Consider the following 17,343-nt stretch of genomic DNA (forward strand, 5'->3'; position numbering starts at 1 on the left):
GTTGCAACCAGTCGACAGACCGAAGGCCACTCTCACGAAACGACCGGTAGATGAGTGGACGCCAGACCGCAGTCGTCGAGTTCCTCGCGCGGACGCTCGAGCGCTTCGGCGTCATGGAGGCAAAGCGGTTTCATCCGACCGCGGAACTCGCGTGGCCCCGGATCGTCACCGGGTTCGCGATCATGTCCAAGCAGACGGCCGACCTCGCGATGGTCGGCATCGCTGTCGGGACGGCCGGAACCGCCGGACTGGCGTTCGCACTCGCGTTCTGGGAAGTTATCACGATGATCGGGTTGGGACTGGCTGGTGGCACAGTCAGTCTGGTCTCCCAAAACTACGGGGGCGAGGAGACCGACCGCGCATCGCTCGTCGTCACGCAGAGCATCTTGCTCGCCGTCGCCGTCGCGATACCGGTCGCACTCGTCTTCTTGTTCTTTGCCGGGCCGCTGATCGGGTTCTTCGGAGCCGACGCAGCCGAAACACAACACGGCGCGACCTACCTCACGCTCGTCGCACCGGCCGTCCTGTTCGAACTGCTGAACTTGATCGCCAGTCGAACTTACACGGGCGTCGGCGACACGTTCACCGAGATGGTCGCCCGCGCGGGCGGAGCCGTGCTCAACATCGTGTTGAGCGCCGTCCTCATCTTCGGCTTCGACCTCGGCGTCGCCGGGGCAGCCATCGGGACGAGCGTCTCCACCGGCTTCGTCACCGTCGTCCTCGCGTGGGGCATGCTCGGCTACTCCTACGGCGCGCTCGGAATGGAGCCCAGCCCCGTCCCCGTCACCCGTTCGGGGCCGTGGCTCGAGCCGACGCTGCTTCGCCAGATCGTCGAGATTTCGACGCCCGAAATCGGCCGGCGACTTGCGCAGGGACTCGTTGTCTTCCCGCTGTTGTGGATCGCCGCCACGTTCGGCCCCGTCGTCGTCACCGCACTCGAGGTCGGCCGTCGCGTTCGGAGTCTCATCAATAGCGTCAACTGGGGGCTCTCGCTGGCCTCGAGTTCGCTGGTCGGCCAGAAACTCGGCTCGAACGACGAGGAGGAGGCGGGCGCATACGGCGCGGGGATCATCCGCCTCTCCGCGGTGTGTTACACCGGCTTGGCCGTTCTGATGATCGTCTTCGCGGAACCCATCGCGAGCGTGTTCGTCGGCAGTGCCGAAGAGGTCGCGCTGGCAGCGACCTTCGTCGCCGTCGGCGGCCTCAGCGCAATCGGTGAAGGGATCGACGGTGCCGCTGCTGGGGCTCTCCTCGGCGCTGGGGACACCCGCTGGCCGTTCGTCGCCTCGCTGATCGGCCGATACGTCTTCGCACTACCCGCCGCGGCGATCGGGCTCGTTACCCCACTCGGCATCGGCGGACTCTACCTCGCCTTGTTGCTCGAAACGAGCGTTCCCGGCGGCATCAACTACTGGCTGTTCCGCAGCGGTCGCTGGAAAGCCGTCAGTCGCCAGTACCGGCCGTCGGCCGAAACCGATTGAAACGAGGCTGAACGCCGATGTCGAACGCAACGAGAGCTGAACGAGGACGGCGTTACTCGGTGTCAGTACCTGACTCGTCTCCGCCGATCGGCCCGAACAGCCCGTCCGGATCGTACCTGTTCGTGAGGGCGACGACTCGTTCGTAGTTGTCGCCAAAGCGTAGTTTCTCGGGATCTTCGTTCAAACCCGGGAAGTTCCCGTAGCGACCGCCGGCGACCGGCAGCGTCCGGACCGCAGCGAACACGTCTCGAGCCCAGGTTACGTTCGCGTCGTCGTCGACCGGGTCCTCCCAGTTCGCCTCCACGGTGAGCATGTAGGGTTTATCGCGGTGCCAGAACGCGCTCGCGTCCTGTGGAACCTCCTCGACCGCGTCGCCGAGGTGCCAGAGGTCGATCGTCGAGAGCGCAGACGGCGCGGCGTCGGTGTACCGTTCGACGATATCGATTACCTCGTCAGTGAGGTCTGTCAGGAAGATCGACTTCCAGTAGTAGCGCAGGCCGTCGGGATAGTCTTCGTCGAGCATCGACTGCAGGTCGGCGTAGGCCATTGTCCCGCTCAAATCGGCGATTGGCGTCGCCCGCTCTCGAAGCGAGCGGAAACGTTCCTCGGCACCCTCGAGATTGCCGCGGTACGACCCGAATAGGGCGACGGCGGGTTCACCCCACGTCTCTTCGGGAAACGCCTCGAGTTCGGGGACGCGTGCGGCGAACGCGAGCACGCTCGTATCGCGCGGTGCGTCGACGCTCCACTCGTGGAACTCCTCGAGTATCGCAGCCGTGTCGTCGCCGTGGAACCAGCAGAACAGCGAGTACACCTCGGGACCGACCTCGTGGAGGTCGAACTCGAACGACGTGGCGATCCCGAACCGTCCGCCGCCGCCGCGGAGTCCCCAGAACAGGTCCTCGTTCTGCTCGGCGCTCGCGGTTACGATCTCGCCGTCGGCAGTGACGACGTCGACGCTGCGGAGGTTGTCGGCCGCGAGCCCGTATTCGCGGCTCAGATGGCCGTAGCCGCCGTTGAGCGTCAATCCGGCGACGCCCGTCTCAGAGACGGCACCGAGCGCCGTCGCGAGGCCGAACAGTTGCGTTTCACGATCGACGTCGCCGAGCGTCGCGCCACCCTCGACGCGCGCCGTCTTCGCGTCACGGTCGACGTGGACGCTTCGCATCGCCGAGAGGTCGACGACGAGTCCGGCGTCACAGACGGCCGTCCCCGCGACATTGTGTCCACCACCGCGAACCGCGAGGGGCAGGTCGTGCGCTCGAGCGAAGGTCACCGACGAGACGACGTCTGCGACCCCGCTACAGCGGGCGATAATCGCCGGGTATCGATCGATCATACCGTTCCACACTCCTCTGGCGCGTTCGTACTCGGGGTCCGCCGGAAGGATCGCCGCGCCGCTGAGTTCGGTTTCGAACGATCGAACGGCCCCACTGGGGAGCGCAGCGAGCGCGTTCTCGCCGGGAGATTTCTTTGTCGAGGCCATGGTGGAGCGTACGCATCCAGCGACGATAAACGAGTTTCCAGGCCAACAGGAGTCTCAGGCGGGGAGATACGACCGCTTACCGACGAATTCGAACGCGGGCGACTCGAGCCGTGATGGGCGTCATCAGAACTCGAGAGTGAGCCAGCGAACGGACCGAATTACTCGTCCGGTCCGACGATACCACACGCGATCGCATCGGGTTCGGTCGGTTCCGTGCCCTCGATCGCGGCCGGATCCAACAGGAGCACGGTGTCGTCGGGCATCGCGGCTTCGACCTGCACGGTTCGACCCAACACCCCTTCCAACTCGTCGACATCACCGATCTCGAACTCGCGCTCGAGCAACAACTCGGCGTTGGCTCGCGAGAGCACGTAGACGAGGTTCGACGCCGTCGTCGCGTCGTTTTCGGCCGTCTCGCGCAGTTCGGCGAGCGAGTCGGGAGAGACGTCCTCGAGCGAGCGGATCGTGACGCGTTCGGTATCGGAGCCGGGTGCCTCGTCGGATTGCGTCCGAAGAGTCGCACATAGCGCCGTGAAGTCCGTCGACGGGTCGATCGGTGCGTCGGAACTGGCGTTCATAGCGGGCCTTTGGGGTCACCGTGCATGAGCGTCGGGCCGGCCAGTTCTGGCACGGCGCGTGCTCGAGGCGGCGTCGGTCCGTAATCACTCCGTCGGCGAGTCGGCTCTCGGCAGTGAACCACGTTGGGAAGCGTAGTAGAAGATGACGAGAAAGCCGGCCATCGGGACGATGATGCCCAGTTCGTACATCTCCGGGTTCTCGAGGTCGAGTCGTTTCGCGTCGAAGTGGACCACGATGGCGGCCGGGAACTGGAGGAAGAGCGCACTGGCGAGGAGAATCATAACCAGATCGGACATACGAGCGAGGACGGAGTTGACGGATAAATATCTTGTTCAGCGACGGACGACGCGTCCACGGGCGCGCCGCGAGCGAGAGTCGCGGACGTACCCTGAGAACTGGGTGCTATTGATACGCCGGCAACCGACCGGAGCGATCCGATCCGTCGACGAACGGCAGTTCGGTTACCGTCGCCGGTACCTCCTCGCCGTCGACGCGAACCGTGAGTTCCGTGCTCTCGAGGTCGTACTCGACGAACGCGAGCGCGACGACCTCCTCGAGCAGCGGGCTCTCGCCGCCGCGGGTGACCTCACCGACCGACGCGTCGCCGTCGAAGACTGCCGCGCCCGATTCCGGAACCGCGGCCGCCTCCGGATCGCCGTCCGAGCCCTCGAGCGTCAGGCCGATCAGCCGTCGACTCGGCTGTCCCCTATTCTCGACGCGGGAGACGACCTCCTGGCCGACGTAACACCCCTTCTCGAAGTCGAGGGCGACTCGCAAACCGAGGACGTTCGGAATGGTGCCCTCGAGTTCGGTCTCGAAGAGGGGCGTTCCGGCCTCGAGTGCGAGACTCTCGAAGGCCCGGTAACCAAAGGGGGCGGCGTTGAGGCCGTGATTGAGGAGGGTATCGTAGACGGCGTCGGCGTCGTCGGCCGCACAGATGACCTCGTAGCTCTCCTCGCCGGTGGGCGCGTCGGTGCGGATGACACTGACGCCCTCGTCGGACATCGTCCCCCGGACGAACGAGTAGTGCTGGTCCGGCGAGCCAGCACCGTTGAGGACGCTCGCGACCTTCTCCGTGGCTTTCGGGCCGTGAATGCCGAAGACAGCGAAGTCGTCCGTCCCGACGCTGATCTCGACGTCCTGAATAAAGACCTTCTCCGACCACTCCTCGGCCAAGGGCTCCGCCTTCGACGGCGGCGTAAAGAGCAACAGTCGCTCACCGGCGTTGTAGACGGAGAGTTCGATCTCGATTCGACCCTGCGGATCGAGAACCAGGGCGTAACAGCCCTGGCCGTCCTCGTCGGGCACGCGATTCGAGACGACGTTGTCGACGTACTCGAGGCGGTCCTCGCCCTCGACGACGACGATTCCGTAGGCCATCTCGAGCAAGCCAACCCCGTTTCGGACCGCCCGGTGTGTTCGGTCGGGACGACCGAAGTGCTCGACGACCGTTCTCCCGTCGCGCTCGCCGAAGGTAGCCCCGTGATCGGTATGAATGGACTCGATAACGCTCATGACTCGTTCGAGGGGCCAGATCCCCACAGGCGTTTCGATTCAAAAGGGCAATCGCTCGCGGAGCCATTCGCCGATAGTTTGGGTTTCCTCCTCGTCGGTCGGCACGTCCGGGACGACGCGGTCGGCGGGCTTGATCACCGTCTGACTCGTGTTCGATTCGACGCTGATCAGTCCGTCGTCGTTCAACGTCGCGAGTGCCGACTCGAGTTCGTCGATATCGACTTCGACGTCGGCACGGAGTTCGAAGACCGTCATGCCGTCGTCAACACGATCGACGAGGGCATCGAGAATCGCGACCTCCGTCTCCTCTCGATCCCGATACTCCCGCTTTGCTCTCATCCAGACGTTCCTTCGACGACCAGGGATTTGATGGTTGTCGTTTCGGCGGGCGAATACATGCAAAACCAGTTGCGCGGTCGTCACGAATTGAATTTCTGGAGGCAGTACGTTTTTTATGGCGTGACTGGGTACGATGGGATAATGGTCCTGCGATGTTCGCTGCTCGGGCACGACTACGGGGAGATCGACGTCGAACGCGAGCGCGAAGAACGTGGCAGTGAGGTCGTCGTTACCGTCCAGGAGTTCGAAGAGTGTGCACGCTGTGGCGACCGCCACGTTATCAGCGAGAACACCGAAGTGACGAGCCTCTCTGCCCAGACGGCCGCCGACGCACTGCCCGACGAATACGACCTCGAGTCCGAAACGCCACCGACGGAGAGTCCGTCCGAACCACCGGCCGAGACGGCCGTCGACGCTGGCGACGCCCGCGGTGACATCGGCGGTGACGTCGACGATGACGCCGCCGAATTCATCGACGCAGACGCCGGCAGCGAACCGGCAGCGCCGACAGCCGCCGGGAACGATCCGGCAGCGTCGGCGGAAACGCCGGAGTCGACGGACGAACTGGACGTCCCGACCGACGAAAACGGTGAGCCGATAACGGACGACGGCGAAATCCTCGAAGACGAGGAGCCGTTGCCGGACCGAGACCGAGAACACGGCGAGTGGCCCGACTCCGACGACGTCGGTCCACCCGTCGGTGCCGAAAACGAGCCAAACGAGTGGCCCGACGACGGCCCTGTAGACGGCGCTGGCGACGAGAGAGACGGGGACGACACCGCCGACGTCGACGTCGACGCCACCGACGACGGAATCCTCCTCGGTGAGGACGCTGGCGACGAAAGCGAGTCCCTCGCCGCCGCGAGCGCCAGATCGACCACCGCTTCGACACCGACTGCGTCGGATTCGAATCAGACGTCTCAGAGCGACGAACCCGAAGCGACTGGTTCTGGCATCGAACGGGCAGGAAGCGCGCCGACTCCCGGCGAGAGCCCAACAGCGGAACGTGACGACGTCCCGACCGAATTCTACTGTCCGAGTTGTGCGTATGTCGCGGCCAGCGACCGTGCGTCGCTTCGTGCGGGCGACATCTGCCCAGAGTGCAAGAAGGGGTACCTCGGCGAGCGAGAACGCTAACCCCAGTTTTCGGCAACGCTCGAGGGGAGTCTACGCAAGTCGACGAGGAGTCCCCGCTAAAGTCGTGTCGGCGGCTCTCGTGTGAGCGCAGAGACCGGCTATGAAAAGAGGTAAACACTCCGCCGTGTATTTCCAATCCATGAAGGAGTACAAGATGCGTCGCGGTGAGTATCTCGAGGAGCGAATCCCCGATATGGAGGCGTCGGTCAAGGACTACTTCGGTCCGATCACCGACACCGAGGAGTACAAGGGGAGCGACCTGTTCGTGATCGGCGAACCCGATAACCCCGTCTTCGAGAAGGTCGTCGCCGGGACGGTCGAGTACTCCGGCAAGAAGGACAAACTCGCCGTCGAGTTCTACGAACGCGACCCGACCGAACTCGGTCCAGACGAACTCGAGGCCGCTGCGGACGCCGTGGATGCGAAAAACGACTTTCTCCTCGAAGCGACCGGCCGTGACGCCAAATCGCGTCGCGACTCGTTGAAACGATCCGTCGAAGACGATCCTGATCACGACGTCGACGCCTGATCGGCCTATTCTATGAGTACACGTTTGCTGGAGCGTCCTCGAGAACCGTCTCCGACGGTCGCCGACTGGACCGACTGACGATAGCCCCGCGTCGCTCAGGTGTCGAGACAGTCACTCACACACAACCGTTCACTCCCTCGAGTCCCGACGCTCGTGGACGGAGACGAGGCCACCGCTGTCACGAAAGACGATATCGGCGACGTCGCCGACTTCGACCTCGTTAAAATCCTCCTGAACCAGCGTCGTCCGGTGACAGTCGTCGTTCGTCCCCGGCTCACAGGCGCGAATTCGACAGCTGATGGTGTCGAACTCCATCTCGAGGTCCTCGAGGAGAGACGCCGAGAGGACGAGTGGGTCCGATTCGTCGATCTCCTCTGCGAGTGCGTCGTGAACATCGCCATCGTAGTACGGCCCGTCTTCAGAGTCGTAGCGGCGGACGGCCGCGTCGATGGGCTCGTCCCCGTCTGTAGGCTCGAGGTGAACGGACTTCCGGACGATTTCGACGCGGTCGGCGAGCCCGAGTCGAGCCGCACAGCCGGCGAGGGCGACCGTTGGAACGACAGCGAGGAGCGCGCGTCGGTTCACACTCAACCGTTCGTGAAGCGGCCACAAAATCGTTCCCCGAGGCGAGTCCGAAACGGCTAATATCGAACCGCGACAGCACTCGAGCAATGGACCTCACTGCATTCGCGGTCGCGACGCTGAGTGCACACGTCGGATTCGCGATTCTCGTCACCGCCCACGCCGTGGTGACGGAACAAGACGCGGGGAAGTGGCCCTACATCACGCTCGCGCTCGGTCTCGCGGGCGTCGCCGGATACTTCTTCTACGACGAGTGGTGAGCGGGTCGCGGTTGCGGGCTGTAAAGCAAGTGGAGTCCTCGAGTGTATCCGTTAGATGCATGCCCTTGTGGCCGCATCGCTCCATCAGAATTCATCAATCCCCACTTTCCGGGTTGTATCGTTTACTGCACAGAGTGAAAGTACGGCGATGTTCGTGGTCAACTAGAAAACGTAGCCACAATTCTACCATTGGGACTCGGAACATCCGGTATGAATGCAAAGAGGAGGGAAAAAGATCTAACACTCCGATTTAACGGAGGGAAATCTGAGGAGAATCTGGTCTCCCTGATCCTCGCCCTTCAGATTTCCTTGGGAGGTATGCTCGCGGTTATCTTTGTGGAGTGGCTGTTCCTGGTCGGTGTTTCTCACACCTCTCCACATGGGGAAGGTGTGTTCTACCTTGAGACGATTTCTCTCCTGACAACGATAGCGTTGGCAGTGTCCCTCCTCAATATGCTGTTCGAGTAGGTCAACCTTTTCTTATTCATCGGAGTGTCGACAACACTTAAGACAGTCATAAATAGTTGATAGTCATGTCCATCGACCAGACAGATCCAAAGCTACGGTTCGAGGCGGGACGATTCGAGAGTTCGATTCTTACAGCAATATTGATGGCGCAATTGTTCCTAGTGACAGGGGCAGCGGTAGGTTTCTTCGCAGCCCTATTCCTGTCCCTTGACCTATGGTATATACTCGTCATTGTTCCATCTATTGTCATCTTATCGATAGCTGCTTACCTTCTCAGCTTCCTGTACGAGTAGTTGCTACTCACTCTCCTCGGATCCGGAGATGGTGAAGCCACTCCGCTTAGTTTGGTCGAATTCTTCCAGATCGATTTCGCTGACGGATTTCGAAGCACCACTGATTCGCTTTCTTGTCGTGATACCTGTGTGACCTATACTAATCGCTAGGAGGGATAGACCCCCCCATTACCTGAAGAGTTCAACGAAGCCGTAATCGGAGGAAAGAAAACTCGAGTGACTCGTCACTCGCGCGTCTCACTCAGGCGAGGAAGACGTGTCGCGGTCGGTCGACGAGAACGTCGCGGCCGAACTCGACAGCGTCGGCGAACGCGTCGCTGCGGAAGAACTGCATGGCGTCTTCGCGGGAGTCCCAGCGGCTGGCGATGAACATGTCGTTTTCGTCCTCGCGGTTGACGAGCAGGTCGGTCTTTCGGTGGCCGTCCATCTCGGCGAGCAACCCTGCGGCGTCCTCGAACGTGCCGGTGAAGTCCGAGCGGTGGTCGGGCTTGACGGTGTAGAACATGCCCATCGTGCCCCAGGAGTCCGCCTCGTCGTCTCCAGCTTGTCGAACGACCTCGGGGAGGTCGGCGAGGAATCCGGCGGCCGTGTTTGCGGCTCGCTCAGTCTCCCAGAGGCTAACGACGGCATTTTCCCCACTCTCGCCACCAACCTCGCTTGGCTGATAGACCGCCGTCTTCACGTGCGTATCGTAGTGATCGAAGTTCGTCCGAAGGCCGTCGACCTCCTCGAAGAGTTCCTCCACGTCGGCCGCGGAGTAGAGCACGACGGCGTGGACGTCCTCGCCGTGGGGCTGGCCCGCGTAGATGTCCATATCCTCGAGTTCGCTGCGGATTCCCGACTCGTCATCGCCGTGTGCGTCGGAATCGCCGTGGTGACTCGAGTCCGATTCTCCGTGGTGGCCGCTGTGTGAGTGACCGCTCGAGTCGCCGCCGTGGTGGCCGGCGTCCGAATCGCCGTGGTGACCGCCGTGACCCTCGGCGTGCGGATGCGCGTCGCCAGCGCCGTCCTGGGGAATGCGTTCGCCCTCGAGGAAGGGACGGAGGTTCTCCGGTGGGAAGCGCCGCCCCGAGAGGAACCGCCCGAACTCGGCGAAGCGGGAACTCGAGGGATCGAAGCGCATCTCGTAGAGCAGTTCTTTCACGTCGGTCGGGTCGTCGGCGAAGAGGGTGACGCCCCACTCGAAGTCGTCCAGACCGAGGCTGCCGGAGATGATCTGCGTGACGCGGCCGGCGTACTCGCGGCCGATGTCGCCGTGACTCGAGAGGTGCTCGGCGCGCTCGTCGAAGGGGAGGTCGTACCAGTTGTCCTCGGGGCCGCGGCGCTTGTTCATCGGGTAGAAGTTGACGAACTCACTGTCGGGAATCTCGGGTTTGAGCCGCGATTCGATGTAGCGAGCGATGCCAGTGTCTTCGACCTCCGCGTCGTCGTCGAAGTAGTCCTGAGACATGTATCCCGAGACCTCCGTCACCGAGACGTAGGAGTCGGTTCGCTCGGTGAACTCGGCGAGTGCCGTCTGCTCGAAGCGGCGCTCGAGCGCGTCGACGTCCTCGAGCGTCGGCCGGAGGTGGAGCACGAGGAGGTCCGCCTTGTGGCCGAGGATAGCGAACGTCGCCGAGTCACCCTCCTCGGCGTCCGCGACGGATTCGGCGGCGGAGAGGTACTCGATACCCTCCTCGATGGCTCGCGTGCGACGACGCTCGGGGGCGTCGCGCCAGGCATCCCAGTCGATCGACCGGAAATCGTGCAGGACGTACCAGCCCTCGTCGGTCTGTGGCGGCTGTCGTCGTTCCATGTGCCGGAGTTAGGACGGCGTGGCTAAGAAGGACCGGGTTTCGAACCGAGACAAATTCGCGCGGGCTAGCGATCGAATCGACCCAAACAGGGCCGAAACGCTTTACGTACGTCCCTTCAACTCTCGAGCACTATGCGGAAAAGCGGGCCGCCGAAGGGACTCATCGCCTACCTCGTCCTCGAGTTGCTCGAGGAAAAACCCCGGTACGGCTACGAGATTCTGACGGAGATTCGCGAGCAGAGTGGCGGCCACTGGGAACCGTCGTACGGATCGGTGTACCCGATTCTCTACAAGTTCGAGGAGAAGGGGTGGACCGATCGACTCGAGCGCGAGGACGAACCCGACCGGAAGTACTTCGAACTCACCGAGGCGGGATATACCGAACTCGAGGAACGACGCGAGCGCTCGACGGAGAAAGCCCGCGATTTCGCGGACGTGATCCTCGGGTACTTCCACGTCTATGCGGCGTTTTCGACCGACGAACGATTCGAGATTCCCGATACGGACGGCGAGTGGCGCTTCGACGAGACGTGCAGCGCCTGGATCGTCGAACAGGTCGTCCGCCACCACGAGCACTACTTCGACACCGACTTCGAACGGATCGAGGCGACCCCCGAAGCGTTCTACGAGCGACACGGCATCGACAACGGGGACGACGAGGGCGATAGGGACGGTGGGGACGGTAGGGATGAGGAGTGAGATTTCGGACTCGAGAGCGAACACTCGAATTACGCGGGCGTTTCGAACCGTCGTGCGCCGCGGATCATCCGAACCGTGAGCAACCCGACGCCGACGAGGTGAACGAGCCAGATTGCTCGGTACCCCGTCGGTTGCGTGTACTCGGCGATAGCAACGAGAGCCGTCAGTCCGGCGACGTACAGCGTATTCGTCCCGATAAACGTCGCCAGACCTGCCTCGTCCGAGACGGTCTCCGGGTCGTAGCCGCCGATCAGCGAGACCATTCCGAAGTTTCTGATCAGCACTCCGAGCACGGCGAGGACGAGAGCGACGAGAAGAACGGACCCTGTGGCGACGGTGCTCATGTGGATTCATTGACCACATCAAAAATATACGTTCCCTATTCCGAGCCAGGAAACGAGGAGACTACCAAGATCGAAATGATGGCGCTCGAGAGTCAGCGTCCCGAAAAGAATCGCCTCTGAGAGGCACCCCGTTCAGATGATGAACGGCAAGAACAACACGGTGAGGAAGCACACGAGCATCGTGAGTCCGACACTCGTGGTCACCGTCCTGACGTGGCCGCGATTCGTCTCGAAGGGCAGCCTCGAGACGACCGCCTCGGTGCTGGTCCGGAGGATGTGCCCCCCGTCGAGGGGGAACGCTGGGATGCAGTTGAAAAACCCGAGTTGGACGTTGATCCAGCCGGTCCAGAACAGGATGTTCGCGAGGATGAAGACCGTGCTATCGCCGAGGGCCGCGAGCGAGCCCTGCACCTCGTAGAAGTTCTCGACGCCACCCGTGAACCCGGCGAAGTTGAACGGTAACAGCCCGATGACGCCGATGACCGGCAGGAAGACCGAGAGGGCGATCTTGCCGAAGAACGAGTCGGTCGCGCCGCCGTAGCTGCCGTTCTCGCCACCGCCGAGAATCGCGAGGTACTCGTCGGCCGGGTAGAACTGGACGCCGATATCGCTGACGTCGAAGCCGGACGTGCCGGGGTTCGCGACGATGCCGAGGAAGCCGATATCGTCGCGCGGATGATCGTCGAGCGTGACGTCGACCGTCTCGGCCTCGTCGTCAGCGTACACCGTAACCGACACCTCGTCGCCGGCCTCGGTGTCCTCGAGCACGGACTCGAGTTCGCTGTAGTCGGTGACGCGTTCGCCATCGAACGCGGTGATGATGACCGTCTCGTCGGTGTCACCGAGTTCCTCCCCGAGTGGACCGTCGTCGGTCGTGTCGACGGCAGCACCGATCGGAACCTCCCGCTCGCTCGTCTCGCCCTCGGCGTCTTCGACCGTCAGCGTGACGACCTCGTCGTCGCCGATGGCGTCCACGAACTCCTGTTCGGTCGCGACCGGTTCGCCCTCGACTTCGACGATGGTTTCCCCGACGTCGATATCTGCGGGGCCGTCCTCGAGTGCTTCCGTGACGAAGACGGATCGATCGACGGAGACCGTCCGATCGTCGTCGAGTTCGAGTTCGACCGTTTCGCTGTCGCTCTCCTCGAAGTACTCGATCAGGTCGTCGTTGTCGTCGATCGCTTCGCCGTCGACGGCGGTGATTCGTTCGTTCGGTTCGATATCGGCACCCGCTGCGGGCGAATCGGGTGCGACGCCACCGACGGCAGCACCCGGAGCGACGGCGATCGAACCGACGACCGGCCCGAAGAGGAGCGCGAAGACGAGCAACGTGATCGCGAAGTTGTTCGTCACGCCCGCGGCGAACATCCGGGTCTGGGCCCCTCTCGAGGCGTCTCTACTGCTCTCCTGATCGGGTTCGACGAACGCACCGAAGGGAATAATTGCGAGCATGGCGACGCCCATCGATTTGATGCCCATATCCTCGACGCGACAGAGCAGGCCGTGGCCGCCTTCGTGGACCACGAGGCCGACGAGCAAGCCGACGACGATTCCCGGCGTCGCAGAAAGCGGGAGGAAGTCGTTGACGCCCGGGAACGGAACGACGTTTCGGGGCTGTTGGACGCCCTCGGCGGGCTCTGGCGACATGATCGCCGAAATGGCTGCGAACAAGAGCACGACGAACATCGTCACCATAACGACGACGGCGATGCCGACGCCGAGGTTCGCCCACGCCCGCCAGAATCGCTTCGGCCCCGAGAGCCAATCTAAGAACTTCCGGCCGCGTTTGGTTCGAAACGTGAGAATTGGTCCCTGCGTCCCGACGTACTCCGGGAGCAACTCCGCCCGATCGAGGGCGATAACCCCGGCCCAGTAGACGAGAAGGCCGATGACGACCCAGGTGAGCGTCTCCGACCCGTAGAGTTCAGGAACCGAGACAACCGCAGGGAAACCGTACTCCATTAGTCCTCATTCCGGGAGGGGGTCTCAAATGGCTTTTGTCTGTCCGCGACTCGAGTCGCCGAGGCTGGCGTGAGGTGACACCGATCAGCGTTCTCGACGGAGTCGGCCGACGACGAACGCCTGATCGACTTTCGCGAGGAACGAACCGAGTTTCGGCCCCTGATCCTCGTCGAAAAACAGTCGGTAGCCCGCGCCGAAAAACTCGCCGACGTCGACGTCGTGGCGGCGGGCAATCTCGAAGATCTCGCCCTGAATCTCGTCTGGGTCGTGACCCTCTTCGATGAAGTCGGCGAGTTCCGCGAGCGCGTCTTCCGTGGCTTCATCGAAGTCGTGATCGGGAATCTCGCCTCGCTTCAGTTCGTAATCGAACTCGTTTTCGGTCCGACGTGCCCAGTTTCGCGCCCGTTCGACGCGCTCGAGCGCCGCCTCGACGGCCCACTCCGGCGCGTCCTCGGGAATGTGGCCCTCCCGACGAGCGATCTCCTCGCGTAGGTCGGGATCCTCGGTCATTCCGAGAACGGCGGCGAACGTGTAGGGGAGGCGGATCCGTTCCTCGCTCGGGCCTTCCGCATTCTCGCTGGCGGACTCCGGACCGCCGGAATCCGTCGCCCCATCCATGACGAGCGGATAGACGCGCTTTGCGAACGCCGTCTCGTCTTCGTCCGCGTCGATCTCGTCGAAGTAAATCGCCTCGAGTCGGTCGAACTCGTCGACCAACTGATCGAGCCGTTCGATGCTGAAGTCTCGCGCCTTCGCCGGATCTTTCGCGAAGAAGTATCGGAGGACTTCTGGCTCGAGTAACTCGAGGACGTCCGAGACCAGAATTACGTTCCCCGCTGACGAGGAGAACGGTTCGCCGTCGAGCGTAAACCACTCGTAGACCATCGGAACGGGTGGCTCGATCTCGAGGACGTTGCGCGCAACGTCCTGTCCGCTCGGCCACGACCCTTCGGCGTGGTCCTTGCCGAAGGGCTCGAAGTCGACACCGAGGACCTGCCACTGGGCGGGCCACTCGAAGCGCCACGGCATCTTGCCCTCCCGAAGCGTCGCCGTGCCCTCGTGGCCACAGCCGTCGATCGTCTGGTCGCCCGCGTCCATGTCGGTACACTCGTACTCGACCGTCGGCGTCTCACCCTCCGTATCGACGCTCGTCACCGTCTCCGTCACCTTCCCACACTCCTCGCAGATCGGGTTGAACGGGACGTAGTCGTCGTCGACCTTGTCCTGATACTCGGTGAGAACCTCGCGTGCGCGCTCGCGATTGTCGAGGACGAATCGGGTCACGTCCTCGAGTTCGCCGGACTCGTAGAGGTCGGTGTTCGAGAGCAACTCGATCGGCACGTCGACGGCGTCGGCGCTGTCGGCGATGATCGTCGAGAAGTGTTCGCCGTAGGAGTCACAGCAGCCGAAGGGGTCCGGAATGTCCGTGTACGGCGCGCCGAGATTTCGACCGAGCGCGCCCGCGTCGACCTCGCCGAGGTCGACTAAGTTGCCCTCGAGGTCACAGAGCGTGCGAGGGAGCCCTCGGAGGGGGTCGCGGTCGTCCGCCGTGAAGACCTGGCGAACCTCGTGGCCGCGCTCGCGGAGGACTTCAGCGACGAAGTACCCGCGCAGGAGTTCGTTGACGTTTCCGAGGTGGGGGACGCCAGAGGGAGAGATGCCGCCCTTGATGACGATCGGTTCGTCCGGATCACGCTCGAGCACTCGGTCTGCGACCGTATCCGCCCAGAAGACGTGGTCGGTGTCCGTCTCTCGTTGGAGGGTGTAGGGATGCTCGTCGTCGCTCATTGGTCGTCTTGGGCCCAGTAGGTCGGTTCTTCGCCGACGCCATCAGGAATGACGTCGGTGCCGTCGTGCTCGCCGTGGCGGACGGCACGAGAGATTCGCTCCGGATCGGTGCCGTCTAACACGATGGTTCGCATGCCCGAGCGCTGGATGATCTTCGCCGCGAGCAAGTCGACGGGTGCCGACGCGCCGGCGTTCATCTCGAGGCCGGCGATGGCGTCGACGAGTTCGGTGGCGGAGAGTTCGTCGTACTTCGTCGCGTCGTCGGTTTCGTTGGGGTCGGCGCTGTAGACGCCGGGAACGCTCGTCGCGTAGACGAGCAAATCGGCGTCGACATACTCCGCGAAGGCTGCGCCGACGGCGTCGGTCGTCTGTGCCGGCGCGACACCACCCATGATCGCGAGGCCGCCGCGCTGGAGCGCTTCACCGGCTTCTTCGTAGTCCTTCGCTGGTGCTGTGATAGAATCGCCACTCAGTGCGGCGATGAGTAGGCGTGCGTTGAGTCGGGTGACGTCGATACCCAACTGATCGAGTTCGATTTCGTTTGCCCCCAGGTTGCGCGCGGCGCTGATGTACTCGCGGGCGACGCCGCCGCCCCCGACGACGGCACCGACGCGACAGCCGTCCGCGACGAGTTCTTCGACGACGGCGGCGTGTTCGGCGACCCGATCCGCTCCGGGTTCGGGCACGAGCACGCTCCCGCCGATAGAGACGACCACTTTCATACTATCCCGGTGTAACCGGGTTGCTATCTTAAGGGTTGCCAACTGGCCACCAGCGCGGGCCTCGTACGCACGGGAACGACTCGCGAACGCCGCGGAAACGCCAACGCAGTGATAGCATTCGATGTGACGACAAAACACGGACTCACGAGCGAAACGGTCGGTGCGATTGTCCCGGTTACACCGGACGGCCGCGGTCTCGAGAGTGGTCGAACCCGCTCCGCATCGGTCGACCCGTCACCGGGTACGCCCAGCACGAGCGCACAGAACCGCCGTCGACAGCTACAAAGTCCAACACCACCATGGTCCAGGTATGTACGTACTCGGCATCTGCGATCACGGAACGGACGGCGACGCACTCGAACGCGTCGTCGACCGAATCGTCGATCGTCTCGAGCAGGCGGGACGCGTCGGCGTCGTCAGATACGACGCGACGATTGCAGACGGCATCCAAGCGACCGATTCTCGGACCGTCGGCGGCGACGTTAGCTACGGGCTGGGCGCAGACGGCGACTGGACCGCCTCTGGCACCGGATTAACTGTCAGCGATGCGATCGACCGACTCGCGACCGACTGCGAGTACGGCGTCGTCGTCGGCGTCCCCACGCTCCGCTACCCGACGCTCGTCGTCGGGTCGGCCGACGAAGGCGACATCGGAACCGATTCCGGCTCCGTCATCGACGTAATCGAACACCCCGCAGACCTCGAGGTCGACGCCGTGAAAGCCGACCTCGAGCGAGCGGATCCCTACGAGACGCTCGAATCGCTCGTTTCCCGTGTCAAACGCTCGCCGAAGGCAGAGCGCTCGGGCGCGATCGCCACCTTCACCGGCCGCGTCCGCGCGAAAGACAGTGACGACGACGCGCGGACGACACACCTCGAGTTCGAGAAGTACGATGGCGTCGCTGAAGCGCGCATGGACGCCCTCGAGCGCGATCTCGAGGCTCGTGAGGGCGTGCTCGAGGTCGAACTCTACCACCGAACGGGCGTCGTCGAGGATGGCGAAGACATCGTATTCGTCGTCGTGCTCGCTGGTCACCGTGAGGAGGCGTTCGAAACCGTCGAAGACGGTATCAACCGGTTGAAAGACGAAGTTCCGCTGTTCAAAAAGGAAGTGACGGTCGACGACGAGTTCTGGGTGCACGATCAGACCTGATGCAACAGTGGGGGTGATCGTGGTTCAGGAACCGATATCGCTCGAGGGAGACGGTATGATAAGAATCAGTGCGTTTATTGAGGATATAATAGGTTAGAACGTGTTTTAAAACGTCTAATGGAACCTCAGCCTCCCTTAATGATGTACATAAAGGTGAGTAAAACGTCGATTACCCCCCAAATCGTTGAAGACAATCGAAACGCCGCTAAGC

19 protein-coding genes are annotated in these 17,343 nt (G+C 62.9%); 8 read left to right on the forward strand and 11 right to left on the reverse strand.

Annotated features, from left to right (window positions below; translation table 11 throughout):
- The first annotated feature begins 50 nt into the window (after positions 1–50).
- Positions 51–1,481 carry an MATE family efflux transporter gene (locus tag BLW62_RS05675; RefSeq protein ID WP_090505958.1) on the forward strand — a complete coding sequence of 477 codons (1,431 nt, stop codon included), beginning with the start codon at positions 51–53 and terminating at the stop codon, positions 1,479–1,481.
- A 52-nt stretch (positions 1,482–1,533) separates the two neighbouring features.
- Here BLW62_RS05675 and BLW62_RS05680 read toward each other — a convergent pair whose 3' ends face one another.
- The 5 genes from BLW62_RS05680 to BLW62_RS05700 all read right to left on the reverse strand — a co-directional run bounded on the left by BLW62_RS05680 (position 1,534) and on the right by BLW62_RS05700 (position 5,400).
- Complete coding sequence (locus BLW62_RS05680; protein WP_090505960.1) at positions 1,534–2,967, reverse strand: FAD-binding oxidoreductase; 1,434 nt, start codon at positions 2,965–2,967, stop codon at positions 1,534–1,536.
- A 158-nt stretch (positions 2,968–3,125) separates the two neighbouring features.
- On the reverse strand, positions 3,126–3,545 hold the full coding sequence (locus BLW62_RS05685) for a hypothetical protein (RefSeq protein WP_090505962.1): 420 nt from the start codon (positions 3,543–3,545) through the stop codon (positions 3,126–3,128).
- Positions 3,546–3,629: 84 nt separating this feature from the next.
- Positions 3,630–3,842 carry a hypothetical protein gene (locus tag BLW62_RS05690; RefSeq protein WP_090505964.1) on the reverse strand — a complete coding sequence of 71 codons (213 nt, stop codon included), beginning with the start codon at positions 3,840–3,842 and terminating at the stop codon, positions 3,630–3,632.
- Positions 3,843–3,948: 106 nt separating this feature from the next.
- Positions 3,949–5,061, reverse strand: a complete 1,113-nt coding sequence (gene ygfZ, locus BLW62_RS05695; RefSeq protein ID WP_090506437.1) for a CAF17-like 4Fe-4S cluster assembly/insertion protein YgfZ — start codon at positions 5,059–5,061, stop codon at positions 3,949–3,951.
- Between the two features lie 39 nt (positions 5,062–5,100).
- The gene (locus BLW62_RS05700) at positions 5,101–5,400 is read right to left on the reverse strand and encodes a DUF6432 family protein (RefSeq protein ID WP_090505966.1); all 300 of its coding nucleotides are present in this window, start codon (positions 5,398–5,400) and stop codon (positions 5,101–5,103) included.
- 141 nt (positions 5,401–5,541) lie between these two features.
- On the opposite strand from BLW62_RS05700, the gene BLW62_RS05705 reads away from it, so the two are divergent.
- Together BLW62_RS05705 and BLW62_RS05710 are read left to right on the forward strand one after the other, a co-directional pair.
- Entirely contained in the window at positions 5,542–6,537 is a 996-nt protein-coding gene (locus BLW62_RS05705) for a DUF7093 family protein (protein WP_090505968.1), read from the forward strand.
- 139 nt (positions 6,538–6,676) lie between these two features.
- On the forward strand, positions 6,677–7,066 hold the full coding sequence (locus BLW62_RS05710) for a DUF5611 family protein (RefSeq protein WP_090505969.1): 390 nt from the start codon (positions 6,677–6,679) through the stop codon (positions 7,064–7,066).
- A 129-nt stretch (positions 7,067–7,195) separates the two neighbouring features.
- On the opposite strand, the gene BLW62_RS05715 is transcribed toward BLW62_RS05710, so the two are convergent.
- A complete protein-coding gene (locus BLW62_RS05715) occupies positions 7,196–7,651 on the reverse strand; it encodes a hypothetical protein (protein ID WP_090505971.1) in 456 nt (151 codons plus the stop codon).
- Positions 7,652–7,737: 86 nt separating this feature from the next.
- Between BLW62_RS05715 and BLW62_RS18545 the strand changes: the two genes are divergently transcribed.
- The 3 genes from BLW62_RS18545 to BLW62_RS05725 all read left to right on the forward strand — a co-directional run bounded on the left by BLW62_RS18545 (position 7,738) and on the right by BLW62_RS05725 (position 8,669).
- The gene (locus BLW62_RS18545; RefSeq protein WP_168170971.1) at positions 7,738–7,908 is read left to right on the forward strand and encodes a hypothetical protein; all 171 of its coding nucleotides are present in this window, start codon (positions 7,738–7,740) and stop codon (positions 7,906–7,908) included.
- A 210-nt stretch (positions 7,909–8,118) separates the two neighbouring features.
- The gene (locus tag BLW62_RS05720; protein ID WP_090505973.1) at positions 8,119–8,376 is read left to right on the forward strand and encodes a hypothetical protein; all 258 of its coding nucleotides are present in this window, start codon (positions 8,119–8,121) and stop codon (positions 8,374–8,376) included.
- A 65-nt stretch (positions 8,377–8,441) separates the two neighbouring features.
- Positions 8,442–8,669, forward strand: a complete 228-nt coding sequence (locus BLW62_RS05725; protein WP_090505975.1) for a hypothetical protein — start codon at positions 8,442–8,444, stop codon at positions 8,667–8,669.
- 241 nt (positions 8,670–8,910) lie between these two features.
- Here BLW62_RS05725 and BLW62_RS05730 read toward each other — a convergent pair whose 3' ends face one another.
- Positions 8,911–10,464 carry a heme-binding protein gene (locus BLW62_RS05730; RefSeq protein WP_090505977.1) on the reverse strand — a complete coding sequence of 518 codons (1,554 nt, stop codon included), beginning with the start codon at positions 10,462–10,464 and terminating at the stop codon, positions 8,911–8,913.
- Between the two features lie 132 nt (positions 10,465–10,596).
- On the opposite strand from BLW62_RS05730, the gene BLW62_RS05735 reads away from it, so the two are divergent.
- The gene (locus tag BLW62_RS05735; protein ID WP_090505979.1) at positions 10,597–11,163 is read left to right on the forward strand and encodes a PadR family transcriptional regulator; all 567 of its coding nucleotides are present in this window, start codon (positions 10,597–10,599) and stop codon (positions 11,161–11,163) included.
- A 29-nt stretch (positions 11,164–11,192) separates the two neighbouring features.
- Here the strand turns inward: BLW62_RS05735 and BLW62_RS05740 are convergent, their stop codons facing one another.
- The 4 genes from BLW62_RS05740 to pyrH all read right to left on the reverse strand — a co-directional run bounded on the left by BLW62_RS05740 (position 11,193) and on the right by pyrH (position 15,979).
- Positions 11,193–11,507, reverse strand: a complete 315-nt coding sequence (locus tag BLW62_RS05740) for a DUF3784 domain-containing protein (protein ID WP_090505981.1) — start codon at positions 11,505–11,507, stop codon at positions 11,193–11,195.
- Positions 11,508–11,639: 132 nt separating this feature from the next.
- Positions 11,640–13,469, reverse strand: coding sequence for a site-2 protease family protein (locus BLW62_RS05745; protein WP_090505983.1), 1,830 nt, complete (start codon positions 13,467–13,469; stop codon positions 11,640–11,642).
- Positions 13,470–13,553: 84 nt separating this feature from the next.
- Positions 13,554–15,257, reverse strand: coding sequence for a lysine--tRNA ligase (gene lysS / locus BLW62_RS05750; RefSeq protein WP_090505985.1), 1,704 nt, complete (start codon positions 15,255–15,257; stop codon positions 13,554–13,556).
- Complete coding sequence (gene pyrH, locus BLW62_RS05755; protein ID WP_090505987.1) at positions 15,254–15,979, reverse strand: UMP kinase; 726 nt, start codon at positions 15,977–15,979, stop codon at positions 15,254–15,256. Before pyrH ends, lysS begins: the two co-directional genes overlap by 4 nt.
- 310 nt (positions 15,980–16,289) lie before the next feature.
- On the opposite strand from pyrH, the gene BLW62_RS05760 reads away from it, so the two are divergent.
- On the forward strand, positions 16,290–17,132 hold the full coding sequence (locus BLW62_RS05760; RefSeq protein WP_090505989.1) for a molybdopterin synthase: 843 nt from the start codon (positions 16,290–16,292) through the stop codon (positions 17,130–17,132).
- Positions 17,133–17,343: the final 211 nt, after the last annotated feature.

Origin of the sequence: Natronorubrum sediminis (genome assembly GCF_900108095.1) — an archaeon.
GTDB classification, from domain to species: Archaea; Halobacteriota; Halobacteria; order Halobacteriales; family Natrialbaceae; genus Natronorubrum; species Natronorubrum sediminis.